12 protein-coding genes and 1 pseudogene are annotated in these 15,140 nt (G+C 76.4%); 1 reads left to right on the forward strand and 12 read right to left on the reverse strand.

Annotated features, from left to right (window positions below):
* Window positions 1-32: 32 nt before the first annotated feature.
* The 4 genes from ADL34_RS33450 to ADL34_RS33465 all read right to left on the reverse strand — a co-directional run bounded on the left by ADL34_RS33450 (window position 33) and on the right by ADL34_RS33465 (window position 4,729).
* Complete coding sequence (locus tag ADL34_RS33450) at window positions 33-1,373, reverse strand: carboxyl transferase domain-containing protein (protein ID WP_062669259.1); 1,341 nt, start codon at window positions 1,371-1,373, stop codon at window positions 33-35.
* On the reverse strand, window positions 1,370-2,812 hold the full coding sequence (locus ADL34_RS33455; RefSeq protein ID WP_062669257.1) for an acyl-CoA synthetase: 1,443 nt from the start codon (window positions 2,810-2,812) through the stop codon (window positions 1,370-1,372). Before ADL34_RS33455 ends, ADL34_RS33450 begins: the two co-directional genes overlap by 4 nt.
* Before the next feature lie 205 nt (window positions 2,813-3,017).
* On the reverse strand, window positions 3,018-3,626 hold the full coding sequence (locus tag ADL34_RS33460; protein WP_062669255.1) for an O-methyltransferase: 609 nt from the start codon (window positions 3,624-3,626) through the stop codon (window positions 3,018-3,020).
* A gap of 41 nt (window positions 3,627-3,667) precedes the next feature.
* Window positions 3,668-4,729 carry a MerR family transcriptional regulator gene (locus tag ADL34_RS33465; RefSeq protein WP_062669254.1) on the reverse strand — a complete coding sequence of 354 codons (1,062 nt, stop codon included), beginning with the start codon at window positions 4,727-4,729 and terminating at the stop codon, window positions 3,668-3,670.
* A 137-nt stretch (window positions 4,730-4,866) separates the two neighbouring features.
* On the opposite strand from ADL34_RS33465, the gene ADL34_RS33470 reads away from it, so the two are divergent.
* Window positions 4,867-5,736 (forward strand): ATP-grasp domain-containing protein, encoded by an 870-nt coding sequence (locus ADL34_RS33470; protein ID WP_062669253.1) that lies wholly within the window; start codon window positions 4,867-4,869, stop codon window positions 5,734-5,736.
* Here the strand turns inward: ADL34_RS33470 and ADL34_RS33475 are convergent.
* From ADL34_RS33475 to ADL34_RS33510, 8 genes and pseudogenes are all read right to left on the reverse strand, one after another.
* A complete protein-coding gene (locus tag ADL34_RS33475; RefSeq protein WP_062669252.1) occupies window positions 5,733-6,350 on the reverse strand; it encodes a hypothetical protein in 618 nt (205 codons plus the stop codon). The two genes, ADL34_RS33470 and ADL34_RS33475, sit on opposite strands and share 4 nt — an antisense overlap.
* The gene (locus ADL34_RS33480; protein ID WP_062669251.1) at window positions 6,316-7,134 is read right to left on the reverse strand and encodes an FkbM family methyltransferase; all 819 of its coding nucleotides are present in this window, start codon (window positions 7,132-7,134) and stop codon (window positions 6,316-6,318) included. Before ADL34_RS33480 ends, ADL34_RS33475 begins: the two co-directional genes overlap by 35 nt.
* Before the next feature lie 28 nt (window positions 7,135-7,162).
* Window positions 7,163-7,372 (reverse strand): Trm112 family protein, encoded by a 210-nt coding sequence (locus ADL34_RS33485; protein ID WP_062669250.1) that lies wholly within the window; start codon window positions 7,370-7,372, stop codon window positions 7,163-7,165.
* Entirely contained in the window at window positions 7,369-8,277 is a 909-nt protein-coding gene (locus tag ADL34_RS33490) for a hypothetical protein (protein ID WP_062669249.1), read from the reverse strand. Before ADL34_RS33490 ends, ADL34_RS33485 begins: the two co-directional genes overlap by 4 nt.
* Before the next feature lie 24 nt (window positions 8,278-8,301).
* Entirely contained in the window at window positions 8,302-9,039 is a 738-nt protein-coding gene (locus tag ADL34_RS33495) for a class I SAM-dependent methyltransferase (RefSeq protein WP_062669248.1), read from the reverse strand.
* Window positions 9,036-10,607 carry a hypothetical protein gene (locus ADL34_RS33500; RefSeq protein WP_062669247.1) on the reverse strand — a complete coding sequence of 524 codons (1,572 nt, stop codon included), beginning with the start codon at window positions 10,605-10,607 and terminating at the stop codon, window positions 9,036-9,038. The genes ADL34_RS33495 and ADL34_RS33500 overlap by 4 nt, the downstream gene beginning before the upstream one ends.
* Window positions 10,604-14,971: a DUF3367 domain-containing protein gene (locus ADL34_RS33505; RefSeq protein WP_062669246.1), complete on the reverse strand. Its 4,368-nt coding sequence runs from the start codon at window positions 14,969-14,971 to the stop codon at window positions 10,604-10,606. The genes ADL34_RS33500 and ADL34_RS33505 overlap by 4 nt, the downstream gene beginning before the upstream one ends.
* A pseudogene (locus ADL34_RS33510) lies at window positions 14,968-15,140 on the reverse strand (SAM-dependent methyltransferase); the annotation flags it as partial. The pseudogene ADL34_RS33510 and the gene ADL34_RS33505, both read right to left, overlap by 4 nt.

Consider the following 15,140-nt stretch of genomic DNA (forward strand, 5'->3'; position numbering starts at 1 on the left):
CACCGCGCCCGGCATGATCCAAACGAGAGGCCCTACCCCTCGACGACGCCCCGGATCAGCCCTGCCTCGAGGAGGTCCTGCGGGCGCAGGCGGAGCTGGTCCGCCGTCACGTCCACCTCGTCCGGGCCGCGCTTGAGGATGGCCGCCGCGAGCTCCGGCGCGATCACCGAGAAGTAGCTGTCCGGCGTCGCCCAGGTGTTGCCCGGTGCCGCGAGGGCCAGCGCGCCGCCGGAGCCGCCCTCGCCGATCAGCAGGGTCGTCACCGGGGTGCGGGCCGACGCCAGCACCGTGAAGAGGTCCGCGATGGCCGCGCCGACGCCCGCGCGCTCCGCCTCCGCGTCGTTCGCGGCGCCCGGCGTGTCGACCAGGGTGAGCACCGGGATGCCGAGCCGGTCGGCGAGCCGGATCAGGCGCGCGGCGGTGCGGTACCCGGCGGGCCGGGTGGCCGTCCCGGTCTGCGCGGCGTACGCCACCGTCCGGCCCCCCTGCTCGCCGAACCCGCACAGCATGCCCTCGGGGTCCGCGCCGCCGCACCGGTCGCCGGTGAGGGTGACGCGGTGTGTGAAGTAGGCGTCCAGATAGCGTGCCGCGCGCGGGCGTTCGGGCGCACGGGCGCGCCGCACGGCGTCCCGGCCCGAACCGGGCGCCCCCGTGTCGCCGCCGAGCGCGCGCGGCGGGGGTGCCGCCTCGCCGGAGGGTGCCGTCAGCAGCCGTAGCCAGCGGCCCAGTTCATGACGCAGCCGGCCGGGCCGGACCAGCGCGTCCACCGCGCCGCACGCCAGCTGGGCCTCGGCCGTGTAGGCGGCCGGGTCCGCGTCGGGCGGGCGGACCCGGGAGCCCGCGAAGCCGACCTGGGCGCCGGGCAGGGCCAGCGTCACGTCGGCGCCCGCGCCGAGCGTCGCCCAGCCGCCGCCGGTCGTCGGGTCCCGCAGCACCGCGATCTGCGCCAGCCCGGCCTCCCGGGTGAGCGCCGACTGCCGGGCCACCCGCTGGAGCTGGGTGAGGGCGAGCATGCCCTCCTGCATCCGGCTGCCGCCCGTCGCCACCAGCGGCACCACCGGGAGGCGGTGGGCGCGGGCGTGCCGGTACGCCGCCTCCAGCCGGTCCCCGGTGCGCACGCCGAGCGAGCCGCCGAGATAGCCGAACTCGAAGGCGATCAGCACCGCGCGGGTGCCCTCGACGCTGCCGGTGCCGCACACCACGGACTCCTGCTCGCCGGTGCGGGCGGCGGCCAGGGCGCGGGCGTCGCCGTAGCCCCGCCAGTCCAGCGGGCCGTCGGGGCCGTCGCCGGGCGGCGGGCCCCCGGGGGGCAGTTCGGTGAAGTCCTCGACCACCAGCGAGATGACCTGGCGGGCCGTCAGGCGTTCCGTCATGCGCCCAGCGCCCGCTTCATGATCTTCCCCATGTCGTTGCGGGGCAGGACGTCGAGGTACCGCACCCGGCGCGGGCGCTTGTGCGGGGCGAGCCGCCCGGCGACATGGTCCGCGAGTTCCTCCGCCGACGGGGGCGCCTGCGGGTCCGCCGGGACCACCCAGGCCACGATCCGTTCGCCGAGGTCCGCGTCGGGCTCCCCGGTGACGGCCGCCTCCCGCACCCCGGGGTGCTCCAGCAGCGCGTTCTCGATCTCACCGGCGCCGATCTTGTACCCGCCGCTCTTGATCAGGTCGGTGGCCTTGCGGCCGACGATGCGGACGTAGCCGTCGGGGTCGCGCACCGCCATGTCGCCGGTGCGGAACCAGCCGTCCGCCGTGAAGGCGTCCCGGGTGGCGTCGGGCCGGTTCAGGTACGCGGTGAACAGGTTCGGGCCGCGCACCTGGATCTCGCCGACGCTCTCCCCGTCGTACGACGTCAGCGGGGTGCCGTCGTCCTCGACCAGGCGCAGCTCCACCCCCGGCAGCGGGACGCCGACCGTGCCGGCGCGGCGTTCGCCGTCGGCGCGGACGCTGGTGTTCATCAGCGTCTCCGTCATGCCGTACCGCTCGACGACCCGCTGCCCGGTCGCGGCGGTGATCCGCTCGTGGTCGTGGACGGGGAGCGCCGCCGAACCCGAGACCAGGAGGCGGGCCTTGCCCAGCGCCTGCGCCAGGCCCGGATCGCCCGGCAGCGCCTGCGCGATCCGGTGGTACATCGTCGGCACCCCGAACAGCATGGTCGCCCCGTCGTCCAGCTCCCGGGCCACCCCCTCGGTGCCGAACCGGCCGAGGTGGCGCAGCGATCCGCCGCGCCGCAGCGGGCCGAGCACGCCGAGCACGAGACCGTGCACATGGAACAGGGGCAGCCCGTGCACGAGGACGTCCTCGCCGGTCCACGCCCAGGCGTCCGCGAGCGCGTCCAGGGTGTGGACGACGGCCCGGCGTGGGATCACGGCGCCCTTGGGCGGGCCGGTGGTGCCGGACGTGTAGACGACCAGCGCCGCCTCCCCGTCGGGCACCTCGGTGCCGGGCAGCGGACCGGCGGCGTGTACGTCGACGTCGACGCGCTCCAGAGGGGCCAGCGCGGCGGGCAGTTCGTCGCCCGGGGCGGCGAGCACCGCCGAGGGCGCGCTGTCGGACAGGATGTGCCCGAGCTCCCGTTCCCCGGACCTCGGATTGAGCGGGACGGCGGCGACCCCCGCCTCCAGCGCCGCCACCACCGCCACGGCGGTCTCCAGCGCGGGCGTCGCCCAGACCGCGACGCGGTCCGCGCCGCCGATCCGCGCCGCGAGGGCACCGGCGGCGGCGCCCAGCTCGCCGTAGGTGAGGGCGCGGTCGCCGAACCGCAGGGCGGCCCGCCCCGCCGGGGCGTCCACGAGGGCCGGGAAGAGAGAGGACACGCGTCGTACTCCTTGACTGCTCGACGGGGACGGCCGGCTGACCGTCCGACGGACACCGTGCCCGCCGGAACAACGGGCTACCCCCGGCCACACATCACCGCGGGCACCACGATCCCTCCGTACACCATCGGCCGGCGGAGGAAACGCCCCCGGTCCCCACCGGGCGCGGCGGGCGGCGGCGGGACATGCGGCACGCCGGTGTACGTCAGTCCTGGCCCCTGCGCCGGACGCCCGCCAATGCCGCCAGGTCCCCGGCGAGCGGCAGCTCCACCGTGTCCAGCGCCGGGTGCCGCAGCCAGTGCATCCGGGGCCGGTCCACCTCACCGCCGTACCGCGGGGGCCAGCCGGCGGCCGGGGTGAAGTCGTCGACCACGACCCGGCCGCCCGGCACGAGCAGCCGGGTCGGGTCGGCCGCGCCGTCCCCGCCCTTGGCGGCACCGCCCCCGTCCAGCACCAGCAGGTCGTACGGCCCCCGCTCCCCGATCCGCCGCCAGTCGCCGTGCAGGACCTCCACCTCGGGCCGGCCGGCGAACACCTCGGCGGCGAGCCGGGCCCGCGCCGCGTCCCGCTCCACGCTGACCAGCCGCACCCCCGGCCCGGCACCCTCCGCGAGCCACGCCAGGCCCACCCCGCAGCCCGTGCCCGTCTCGCCGATCAGCCGGTCGGCGCCGCCCGCGAGGGTGTACAGCAGCCGGCCCTGCTCCGGGCGGCAGGAGTGGACGAACCCGTGGGCGCGGGCCACGGCGAGGGCACGTCGGACCAGGGGCGGGTACTGAACCTCCGTGGCGTAGGCGGCCGTTCCGGCGAGCGACATGGCAGCGATCCTGCCGTACCGGCCGCCGGCCGGGGGCGCGATCAGGCCGCGCGGTCGATGACGTCCGCCACCACACAGCTGACGTTGTCCGGGCCGCCGGCCCCGTTCGCCGCCTCGATCAGGGCCCGTACGGCGTCGTCGGGGCCGCCGGCGGAGGCGAGCAGGTCGCGGACGCGGGCGTCGGGGACGGCGGTCGTCAGGCCGTCCGAGCAGACCAGGTAGCGGTCGCCGGGCTGGGCGTCCTGGAGCCGCAGGTCGGGCGGGGTGCCGGGGGACAGGGCCTTCACCAGCAGCGACCGCTGCGGATGCGTGACGGCCTCCTCCGGCGTCAGCCGGCCCTCGTCGATCAGCGACTGCACCATCGTGTGGTCCTCGGTGATGCGGAACAGGGCCCCGTCGCGCAGCACATAGGCGCGGCTGTCCCCGATGTGCACCAGCGCCAGCCGCGAACCCGTCCACAGCAGGGCCGTCAGCGTCGTCCCCGCCTCCTCGCCGCCGTCGGCCGCGTCCCGGACCGCCTCCGTGGCACCCCGGACCGCCTCCTCCAGCACGTTCAGCACATTGCCGGCCGGAAGCTCGTCCGTGTCCAGGAAGCGCAGCGCCTCCACCGCGGAGGCGCTCGCGCGCGCTCCCGCCGGGCCGAAGCCGTCGGCCACCGCGAGCAGCCGGCCGCCCGCGTAGGCGGTGTCCTGGTTGGCGGGGCGGACCAGGCCCCGGTCCGATCGAGCGCTGTAGCGCAGTTCCAGCATGGTGTCGTCCTTCCTCGGTCCCGTCAGCAGATGTCCGACGAGGAACCCGGCGAGATCGCGCCGCGCGGCCGTGTCCGCCTCGACCCCCGCCCAGTAGGCGCGGATCTCCCGGGCGGCCCCGGCCGGAGGCAGCGCGCCCACCTCGCGGATACGGGCCAGTGGCATCCCCAGCCGGCGCAGCCACGCCACCAGGCGGGCCTGCTCCAACTGGTCCACCGCGTAGTAGCGGTAGCCGGTGTCCGGGTCGACCCGGCGCGGCCGCAGCAGCCGCAGCTCGTCGTAGAGCCGCAGTGCCTTGGGCGACAGCCGGCAGGCCCGGGCGAAGGCCCCGATCGTCAGCTCGTCCTCGCGCATCCGGTTCCCCTCGTCCGTTCGCACCGATGCTGTGGCTTCCCCGAAGGGGAAGGTCAAGCGGCCCGTGCCGGTTCCCTCCGGCGCGCTTGTTAGCCTGCGCTTCGCCCGTCCGCCCCCGCCGCCCGGAGGAACCCGTCGTGCCCCGCATAGCCCTGGTCACCTGCCGTCCCCGGCCCGACGTCAGCGAGGACCGGGACCTGCCGGTGCTGGTGCGGGCCCTGCGCGAGGCGGGTGCCGACGCCGACGCCGTGTTCTGGGACGACGACGGCGTCGACTGGGGCGCCTACGACCTCGCGGTGATCCGCTCCACGTGGGACTACAGCTGGCGGGCCGCCGAGTTCCTGGACTGGGCCGAGCGGTGCGGCGCGGCGACCCGGCTCGCCAACCCGGCGGGCGTCGTGCGCTGGAACGCCGACAAGCGCTACCTCGGCGACCTCGCGGCGGCCGGCGTCCCCGTCGTCCCCACCCGCTACGTCGCCCCCGGCGACACCCCGGGCCTGCCCGACGGGCACGAGTTCGTGGTGAAGCCCACGTCCGGCGCCGGTGCCCGGTTCGCCGCCCGGTACGCGCCGCACGAGCACGGCACAGCGCTGCGGCAGCTCGCCCGCATGCACGCCGACGGCCTCACCGCGATGGTCCAGCCGTATGTGCGGGCCATCGACACCGGCGGCGAGCGGGCCCTGCAGTACTACGGCGGGCGCCTGCTGCACGCCAGCCGCAAGGGCGCCGTCCTCACCGCCGGCACCCCCTACGACCAGCGCAAGGTCGCCCACCCCGGCCTCGAACCCTGGACGCCCACCCCGGCCGAACGCGACGTCGCCGAACGCGCCCTGGCGGCCGTTCCGGACGCGGCCGGGCTGCTCTACGCACGCGTGGACCTCGTCGACGGGGACGACGGGCGGCCGCAGGTGATGGAACTCGAACTCGTCGAGCCGAACCTCTTCCTGTCCGTCCACCCGGCCTCGGTGCCCCGCGTCACCGAGGCGATCCTCGGCGCCGCGGGCTAACCGGCGACCGCCACCCGTTGCAGCAGTCCCCACGTGAACTCGGCGGCCACCTCCCGCCGCGTCCCCGACCCGTCCGGCGCCGTGAACGCCAGGCCCCAGCGGGTCGGGGCGCTGCCCTCCAGCGGGCGGGCCGGCGCGAAGGCGCGGGCCGCTTCGTCGACCGTGCACGACCAGGGCGTCAGGTCCTCCAGGGTGCGCAGCACCGGCGCCGGGGCGTCCGGGGCGCGCACCAGCCACTCGTTCCACACCGCCCCGCCCGGCGCGAGCAGCACCTCGAAGCGCAGCGCCGGCCACAGCGGCACCGGCCACCGCCACGCCTCGCAGTCCAGGTCGCCGACTCTGCGGGACACCACCGACTCGGGCGCGCCCAGCACCGAGCGGTAGCGGGCGGCGGAGCCGCGCGCCCGGGGCGAGCGGACCATCGCCTGCCAGCGCTTGTTCGCCTCGCGCATCTCGGCCAGGGACACCCCTAGCTCGCGGCGCGCGTCCTCGACCAGACCGGGGTTGTGGTCGGCCATGCGGCGCAGCAGGACGAGCTGGAAGTGCAGCGGGGTGAACGGACCGGCGGCGTGCGGTCCGCTAGCGGGGCGCTTTCCGGAGGGCATGGGACCCATGCTCGCGCACCGGCCCGCCGGGACGGCGGCCGTCGGGCAGGAACAGCACCGAGTTGACGTAGCGGGGCCCGCGGAACGGCAGCACCCGGCGCAGCAGGCCCAGCGCGACGACGTACGACGTCGCCGCCTGGTGCGCCTGGAGCGGGAACGACGCCAGCGGCACCCAGGAGCGGCCCGGCAGCACCCAGCCCTCGTAGCCGAGCAGCGACAGATAGGTCAGCACCGGGCCGAGCGGCTGGATACGGGACTCCAGTTCCACGAAGAGGGCGGGCCGGTCGCGGGCGAGGATGCCGGTCGCGCCGCGCAGGACGGCCAGCTCGGCGCCGTCCACGTCGATCTTGACGAAGCCGACGTCCCGCAGCCCCAGATCGTCCAGGGCGACACAGTGCACCCGCAGCGCCCGCCCGTGGATGTCCCGGCGCACCAGCGACGACACACCCCGGTCGCCCTCGTCGTCCGGCGGCAGCCACAGCCGTGCCGTACCGGGGCGGTCGGCGGCGGCGGCCTGCACCACGCGCAGGTTCGCCGGGGCGCCCGCGGCGAGCAGCCGGGCCAGCCGGGGGACCGGTTCGACGGCCACCACCTGCCGGGCGCGGCCGCACAGCCGGCGGGTCCAGGGGCCGTACCAGCCGCCGACGTCCACCGCCGTGCCGCAGTCCGGCGGGCACAGCTCACCGAGCCGGGCCAGCTCCGGTTCGAAGCGGGGGTAGACGGCCCGCGCGGCCGCCGCGACCAGCCGCGCGGGCAGCAGTGGCGCCAGCCGGGCCGTGAGGGTGGGGGTCATGGGTCCGTCCGGGTCGTCGTCGGGGCGGTCAGGGGGCGAGCCGTCCCAGCAGCTCCTCGTGCTCGTCGTCGGTGACCTGCTCACCGGAGTCCGGCAGCAGCTGCGGGACGCCGTCCACGATCGGATAGCGCCGCCGCAGCCGCGGGTTGTAGAGGGCCTCGTCCGGCGGGACGAGGTGCAGGGGCCCCTTGTCGAGCGGGCAGGCCAGGATCTGGAGCAGCGGGTCGTCGGGTTTCACGGGGGCGTCAACTCCTCGGCGCCGAGGGGGGAGGGTCGCGGGGCGGGGTCGTGCCTGGGCAGGGTCAGCAGGACGGCGACGGCGAGCACCGTGCCCGCGAGGCGCAGCGCGAGCCGCAGCGGGTCGTGCGGAAGGGACTCGCCGAACGAGAGCGTGCCGAGCACCGCCGTGTACAGGCAGGTCACCGTCGTGCACACCGGCACGATCAGCGAGGCCCGGCAGCGTTGCAGCGCCGCCTGCGACATGACCAGGCCGAACGCCCCGGTGAACAGCAGCAGATACGGGTACGGGGAGCGCAGCAGGTCGGCCACCGCACCCGCCGGTCCCGTCGAGGACAGACGGCTCGACACCCCCTTGATGGCCAGTGAGCTGACCCCGTACAGCAGGCCCACCGCCACGCCGTACTCGACACCGGTGGTCGGCATGCGGTGCCGGTGCCGGATGCGCCGCTCGGCGGAGCCGTACAGCCATACGCCGGCCGCCAGCGTGGGCACGCACACCAGCAGGACGAGCGGGTACGGGGCGTCCCGGCCGACCTGGTCCGCGCCCTCCCGCAGGGACAGCACGACCATGAGCAGGGCGAGCAGGATCGCGGCCAGCGCGTACCGCTCCCGGCCGGTCGTCTCCTCGCCCAGCAGCCGCGCCGACAGCAGCACCAGCAGCACCAGACCGGAGACGAAGAGGCCCTGCGCGGCCGCGATCGGAAGGGTCCGGTACACCGCGAGCTGCGCCCCGAACCCGGCCGCCAGCGCCAGCGACCCGCCGAGCCACATGGGGCTGCGCAGCACCAGCCCCAGCAGCCGGGCCGGCTGCCGGACGCTCACCTCCGGCAGGGCGCCCAACGCCCTTTTCTCCAGTACGAATCCGACGCTGTACAGGGTGTTCGCCACGAGGGCCGCCGCCACTCCCCACCACATGGTCCACGCCCCCTACGTCCTGCGCGCGTGCAGCAGCAGGATCGACGCGAGGGACGGTCTGGCACACGCCAGCCGGTCCAGCGCCCGCAGCGGACGCGGCACCCCGTGGAACGGCGCCCCCGCCAGCCGTACGACCTCGAAGCCGGACGCGGTCACGAACTCCCGCAGTGCCCGCGCGGTGTAGAGCCGCAGATGCCCGACGACCTCCCGGCCCGGCCGTCCGTGGACCGCCCGCAGACTCACCTCCGAGAACACCGGCTGGACCCCGGCGAGCAGCAGGCCGCGGTTGTACCAGGCGGCCAGGTTCGGCGTGGACAGCATGAGATGGCCTCCGGGGCGCAGGACGCGGCGGATCTCGTCCAGCGCCGAGTCCGGGTCGACGAGATGCTCGACGACCTCGCTGAACAGCACGGCGTCCACACAGCCGTCCCGGAACGGCAGCCCGGTGCCGGTCAGTTCGCCCCGGACCGCGTAGGGCAGCCGGGCGCGGGCCCGCCTGAGGGCGTCCTGGGACCAGTCGACGCCGACGATCCGGTGACCGGTGAGGAGCGGGGCGGCGGTGGCGGCCGCGGTGCCGTCGCCGCAGCCGATGTCGAGGACGGTGCACGGTGCCGTACCGGCCGTCCCGAGGGCCGCGGCCAGCATGCCGGCCTGGCGCAGGGAGCGGGGGGTGCCGGAGGCGACGGGGACGGCGGGGTCCTCGTAGAAGTCGCGGAGGCCGCCGTGGCGCGGGGGCGCTGTGGTGTTCACGGGGCGACCTCCGTGGTGTGCAGATAGTGCTCGAACAGGTCCCGCAGATGGGCGCCGTCGCCGTGGCCGAGCAGGGCGCGCGACCAGCGCAGGGCGAGGTGGAGCCGGCCCGCGGTGGAGGCGGTGGTGACGGTGAGGCCGCGGGGCATCCGGGCGGGCGCGGAGAACCACACGGCGTGCGCGCGGCCCGCCTCCTCGCCGAAGTCCAGGGCGTACGGGATCCGGCCGATGTTGCTGAGCAGCGTGGTGGACGTCCAGGGCGCGGCGGCCCGGCGCAGCCCCCGGGTGAGGGCGGCCCGCCAGGCGACCGGTGTCACCGGGGCCGTCAGCAGCGCCGCCCCGCGCCCGAGCTGGGGTCGCGGTACGGCCTTGAGGGCCCGCGTCCGCGCGGCCGTGCGCTGGAGCAGTGCGGGCATCCGGTCGGCGTCCGCCGTCAGTTCCTCGTGCGCGAAGGCGACTTCGACCAGCCGGGTGCCGTTGCCGATGGGCATGCCGGCGTCGCGGGGGCGGTCGTCCACCGGCATGGTGACGCGCAGGGGGCGGGGGCGGGCGCCGTGTTCGCGGTTCCAGTGGGCGAGGGTCAGGGCCGTGGTCACCATGAGCTGGTCGTTGACGGTGTAGGGGGCGCCCTGCGGGCGGCGGGGCAGCGGCAGTTCGGTGACGAGCAGGCCGTTGCCCGGGGAGGGCTCCGGGGTGCCGGGGGCGACCCGCGCGGGCCGCGACCAGGGAGACGGGGCGGCGACGGCGGGCGGCGGCGTCCCGGGCGCGCCGCGCACCGGGGGCGCGGCGGGGGAGTTGTCCCGGCCGCCGTACAGTTCGGCGGCGGTGGCCAGCACCCGCAGACAGGCCGGGCCGTCGAGGGCGGTGTGGTTGATGGTCAGGAACAGCACGGTGCCGGACGTGGAGCCCGGCGTGGGGCGGTCCGGCATGGTGTTGGACCCGGCGTCCGGTGCGGGGCGGCCCCGCATGGTCTCGGGCCCGGTGTCCGGTGCGGGGCGGCCCCGCATGGTGTCGGAAGTGGTGTCGGGTGCGGGGTGGTCCGGCACGGTGTCGGACGTGGTGTCCGGCGTGGGACGGTCCCGCATCGTGCCGCACCCGGCGTCCTGCACGGGGCGGTCCGCGCCCCTGGGTGGCACCCCCACCGCGTCGCCCGCCTCGCTGCCCTCGACCGGCCCCGACGCCCGGACCACCTCCAGGCGGACCGGTGGGGACGACGACAGCGCGGGCGCCTCGGTCAGTGCCCGGGTCCGCGCGTCCCGCAGGGCGTTGCGCCCCGGCGCCGGGAAGCGCACCACCTCCACGTCGGGCTCCGCCGTCAGCTCCCAGGCGTACCGGAGCCGGTACCAGCGCCCCGGCGCCTCCCGCATGAGGACGCGCGGATGCCGGCGCAGTGCCTCGGCGAAGGCGGCGCGCAGCCGTGCCTCGTCCAGCCGGCCCGGCAGATGCACCTCGATGTGCACGGTCTCGGGCTCCTCCTCCTGGAGGCAGTGCCGGGCGACCTCGTCGACGACGGGGAACGGCACCCGTACCGGGGCGGCGTCGCGCGCGCGGCGCTGGAGCGCGGTCATGTGCCCTGGCCTTCCGGGGAGTCGTCCGTCGGCGTGCCGTCCTTCTTCCGCGGGCCGCCCGGCCCGGTACGCGGGGCCGGGAGGTCCGGGCCGGGGGCGCCGGGGCCGCGCGCCGACAGCGTCGGGCCCGAGGCGGGGCGCGGCGGTGTCTGCGGAGGTGTGCCCAGGGGGCTGTGCCCGCGTTCCCGGTGGGGCAGGTCCGGCAGCGGACCGGCCGGTGGCACACCGGCCGGTGCCCTCGTCTCCTCCGGCCGCTCGCGGACGCTCACCAGTGCCGCGAACAGCCCGAGGAGCGCCAGCAGTTGGGCCGTGTGCCCGAACGCGCCCCGTCCGGCGCCCACCGGCTCCCCGCCGCCCACGGCGGCGACGATGCCCGCGCCCGCGAGGGCCACGAACGCGAGCGGCACGAGGAGCGTGTGCCGGCGCCACGCGAGCAGTGCCAGCGCGGGCACCAGCAGTGCCGGCCACCCGGCGACGAGCACGGCCACCACCGTCAGCGCCACCGTGCCCGGCCACAGCCCCGGCAGCGGAGGCGCGGGGAGCGGCCCGTCCTGGTTCGGCTCCCGGCGCCGCCACAGCACCAGCCCGACGAGCAGCGCGAGCCCGACCGCGCTGCCGATCAGCCCGGCCTCGTACGTCACCGCAGGCTCGTAGGACAGCCGTACCGTGCCGCCGGCGCCCGCCGGGATCCGCCAGCCCTGCTGCCAGCCGTCGAGCCGGACCGGCGTCAGCTCCTCGCCGTGCAGCGTGGCGCGCCAGCCGTCGTTGAAGTTCTCGTACATGGTGAGGTAGCTCGCCGCCCCGGAGCCCACCGACAGGGTGCGCCGGTCGCCCAGCCAGTCCCGGACCGTCAGCTCCCGCGCGGACGCCGGGGCCTCGGCGACCGTGCCGCGCGTCAGCGTCACCCCGGTGAGCGCGAGCGGGCCGGCGTCGCCGCCCTCGACCCGGTGCTCCCCGGCGGACAGCCGCACCCCGGCCTCCTCCCGCCCCTGCTGACACGGCGTCACGTCGATGCGCCGGCGTTCCACGAGGTCCCGTACGGTCCCGCGCGCCCCCGTCTCGTACAGCTCACCGTCCACCGCGACCACCGGACCCTTGCCGCACGGGAGTGTGAAGGGCCGGTCGGCCTCCGGCTGCGGGGCCCGGTACCGGTCGAGCGCCGGGACGTACGCCTCCGTCAGGCCCACCGGGAGCCGCAGGTCCTCGTCGACGACCGGGTTGTGCAGGGTGAGCGGCGCCGTCCCGGTGATCGTGACGTCCAGCCGGTCGGTGGTGATCGGCGGGAAGCGGACCATGCCGTTCTCGTCGACGCCCGCGATCGCCGCGCCGTCGGGCGAGGAGATGTGCACCTCGGTGGCCCGGGTGGACAGGCCGCCGGCCGGGGCCAGCACGAGCTCGCCGACCGCCTGCTTCCCCGGCCAGCTCAGATGGATCACCGGCCGGTCGCCCGCGATCCACGCCGTCGTCAGGTCGCCGTCGGTGAGGTTGCGCGCGGACAGCCCCGCCCCGAGCCTGGCCGTGGAGTCGGCGGTGGCGACGATCCGCTCGCGCTGCTCGGGCGCCACCGCGTACAGCAGCCGGTCCAGGGCCTCGCCGGGCACCGGCACCGCCTGCGCCCGCAGTGCGTACGTCCCGGCCGTGGCGGTCGTGAAGCGCCGGTGCAGGCCCGCCTCCGTGCCCGTCGCGGACAGGCCGGTGGGGTCGGCGGCCCGGGACAGGGAGACGATCTCCGCGTCGGCGGGGGAGCCCTCGGCGTCGGTGGGCAGCCGCAGCATCCGGGTCACCCGCACGTCCGGCAGGGACACCTCCGAGAAGCCCGCGCCGGTCAGCCCGGACCGCCGGGACACGGAGTCCGTGATGGTCAGCTTCATCCAGCGGGTCGCGCCCGCGGGCGCCCTCACCGACTGCGCGGACCCGTCGGGCCGCAGGACGCTGTCGCGCGCGCCCTTCTCCGTCTCCACCCGCACCCGGGTCGGCGCGGCCCGCACCCCGTCCTGCGGCAGCGGCGCCACCTCGAACGACGACGGCATGTCGTACCGTCCGCCCGCGAAGCCGATCCGCAGCCACTCGCCGTCCGGCGACCCGGCCGACCCCTCGGCCCACGCCGTCGCCGGATCGCCGTCGAAGGCGTTCACCGGGTCGAACTGCGGCAGGTGGAACAGCCAGTTGCCGTACGAGGACGCCGTCACCGACCGGGCGCCGCGCAGCTGGGCCACGGTCTGGTGGGCGAGCCCGGTCAGCGGCAGGATCTGGTGCGGCCGCTCGCCCGCGTCCTGCGCGGCACCCGGCGCGTTCCGCTCCCCGGCCGTGTACGTGTACGACGTGTTCGCGTCGACCAGCCCGAACCGGGTGTCCGCCCGGCGCATCCCGTCACCGGTCACCCGCACCCCCGGCGAGCCCAGCCCCGGATGCCGGTCGCCGGCCAGCACCGCCGCACGGCCCCGCAGTTCGGACGCGAGGGGCAGCAGCGCCTCCGGTCCGCCGGACACCACGGCCGTGGCGGCCACCGGCAGCAGCCCGGCCTGGTGCGGGCGCGGCACGTCCGCGCCGGTGGGCCGGTAGATCTCCACCGCCCGCTGCCGCGGGTACAGCCCCTCCACCTGGAGCGGGGTGTCCGGGGCGATCCGCCCGCCGGTCATGACGGGCCCGAACCCCGTCACCCGCTCGTATCCGGACTGCTCCAGGGTCCGCTTCACCGTGGTGGTGGGGACGGCACCGATCTGGTCGGGGTCGAGGTCGTTGCGGACGACGACGTAGTGGATGCCGGCCCGGCCCAGGAAGTCGGCGAGACCCGGCACCTGGCTCCCGGTCATCAGGGCCTGCTCGACCGCGTCCATCGCACGCCGGTTGCCGGGGGTGCCGAAGGGCACGTAGTCCCGCTGCGCCCAGCGCGAGCCGGCGACCACGTCCAGCGGCTGGTCGATCGTGGTGCCCCAGGTGTGGATGCCGTGCGCGGTCGCAGGGGTGAGGAGCACCCGGGCGTCCGGGGAGTACTTCTCCATCCAGTCGGCCGTGGCCCGCCAGTACGCGGGGATCTCCTTGAACGACCCCGGGTTGAGGATCGAGCCGTTCAGATACGGCCACAGGAGCCCGGGCAGCACCAGCACGGCCGCGGCCAGCGGCGCGAACCGGCGTCCGCGCACCGGCCGTGCGCCGCGCGTCTCGGCCGCCACGCCCGCCAGATGGGCGAGGCCCAGCACCAGGGCGAGCGCCAGCCCGGTCTGGAACTTGTAGACGTTGCGGAAGGGGGCCAGCCCGCCGTCCAGCCAGTCCTGCACGACCCCGTGGAAGGGGCCGCCGAACGCCCCGCCGTAGCCGGCGAGCAGGACCGGAACGACCGTCAGCGCGGTCACCACCAGCCACCGGCGCTCCGGCATGTCCCGCCGCGCCAGCCCCGCGAGGCCCAGCCCGGCCGCGAGCGCCGAGCAGACGACGACCACGGCGGACGAGGCGACGGTCCAGCCGGCCGGCAGCCACGCCTCCCCGAAGTGCAGATAGGCCACCCAGTTACCGGCGCCGCGCAGTGCCTCCGTCGCCGCCATGGTGTCGGTCGTGGTCTGTGAACTCTCCACGTAAGGAAGGAAGTTCTCGCCGTAGGTGCCGAGCAGCAGCAGGGGGATGACCCACCAGGCGGTGGCCAGCAGCACCCCCGGCACCCACCAGGCGATCAGCCTGCGCTGCCGAGGGCCGGGCGGGCGGGACAACAGGTAGAGCGCGGCAGGCAGCAGCGAGGCCAGCGTGGAGGCGGCGTTGACCCCGCCCATGAACGGCACGGCGAGCGCCGAGCGCAGCGCGGCGACCCGCGCGCCGTAGCGCTCGTCGGCCAGCGGCAGCAGCACCCACGGCAGGAAGGCGCCCGGCAGTGCGGCGGCCGACGTCGACCCGATGACGACGGTGAACACCGGCCACAGCGCGTACGCGGCCCCGGCCACCAGCCGCGACCCCCCGTTGCCCACGCGCAGCCGCTCGGCCAGCCGCAGCGCTCCCCAGAACGCGACCGACACGATCAGCGACATCCACAGCCGCTCGGCGAGCCACACCGGCAGCCCGACCGCGTCGGCCAGCCAGTGGAACGGCAGCATCGGCCACAGGTAGCCCGCGTACTGGTCCTGCAGTCCGCCGAAACCGCCCTGGTCGTGCCAGAGCTGGCCCAGGTCGCCGAGGAACCGCCCCGGATCGGTGGTCACGCCCAGCTTGGTGTCGAAGGTCTGCCGCCCCGGCCGCACCGCGAGGAACAGCACGAACACCACGGCCCAGAACCCCAGCAGCCAGCGCCGCGACCGCGGGCCGTCGGGCGGGCCGGCGGCGGGCGCGGGGGTGGGCACGGCCGCCGGGGGCGGGGCCTGGACCGTGGTCGTCGTCATGGTGGACACCGCCTGAGGATGAGGAGGAGGTTCCAGGTGGCGAACTCGCGGACGACGGGCGCCTTCACGACGGCCTCCGCGAGGAACGGCCAGTAGCGGGAGCGCGCCGACACGATCTCGACGTCGTGGCGGGGGGGGGCCCTCCGCCGGGGGGCGCCGCCCCGGACGG

The organism is Streptomyces sp. NRRL WC-3605, assembly GCF_001509795.1.
GTDB classification, from domain to species: Bacteria; Actinomycetota; Actinomycetes; order Streptomycetales; family Streptomycetaceae; genus Streptomyces; species Streptomyces viridochromogenes.

What these genes read in the sequence shown, in the direction of transcription:
- ADL34_RS33480 (WP_062669251.1), bottom strand. Translation starts at nt 7,134, where the DNA reads ATGACCCCCACCCTCACGGCCCGGCTGGCGCCACTGCTGCCCGCGCGG.
- ADL34_RS33475 (WP_062669252.1), bottom strand. Translation starts at nt 6,350, where the DNA reads ATGGGTCCCATGCCCTCCGGAAAGCGCCCCGCTAGCGGACCGCACGCC.
- ADL34_RS33505 (WP_062669246.1), bottom strand. Translation starts at nt 14,971, where the DNA reads ATGACGACGACCACGGTCCAGGCCCCGCCCCCGGCGGCCGTGCCCACC.
- ADL34_RS33500 (WP_062669247.1), bottom strand. Translation starts at nt 10,607, where the DNA reads ATGACCGCGCTCCAGCGCCGCGCGCGCGACGCCGCCCCGGTACGGGTG.
- ADL34_RS33460 (WP_062669255.1), bottom strand. Translation starts at nt 3,626, where the DNA reads ATGTCGCTCGCCGGAACGGCCGCCTACGCCACGGAGGTTCAGTACCCG.
- ADL34_RS33450 (WP_062669259.1), bottom strand. Translation starts at nt 1,373, where the DNA reads ATGACGGAACGCCTGACGGCCCGCCAGGTCATCTCGCTGGTGGTCGAG.
- ADL34_RS33465 (WP_062669254.1), bottom strand. Translation starts at nt 4,729, where the DNA reads ATGCGCGAGGACGAGCTGACGATCGGGGCCTTCGCCCGGGCCTGCCGG.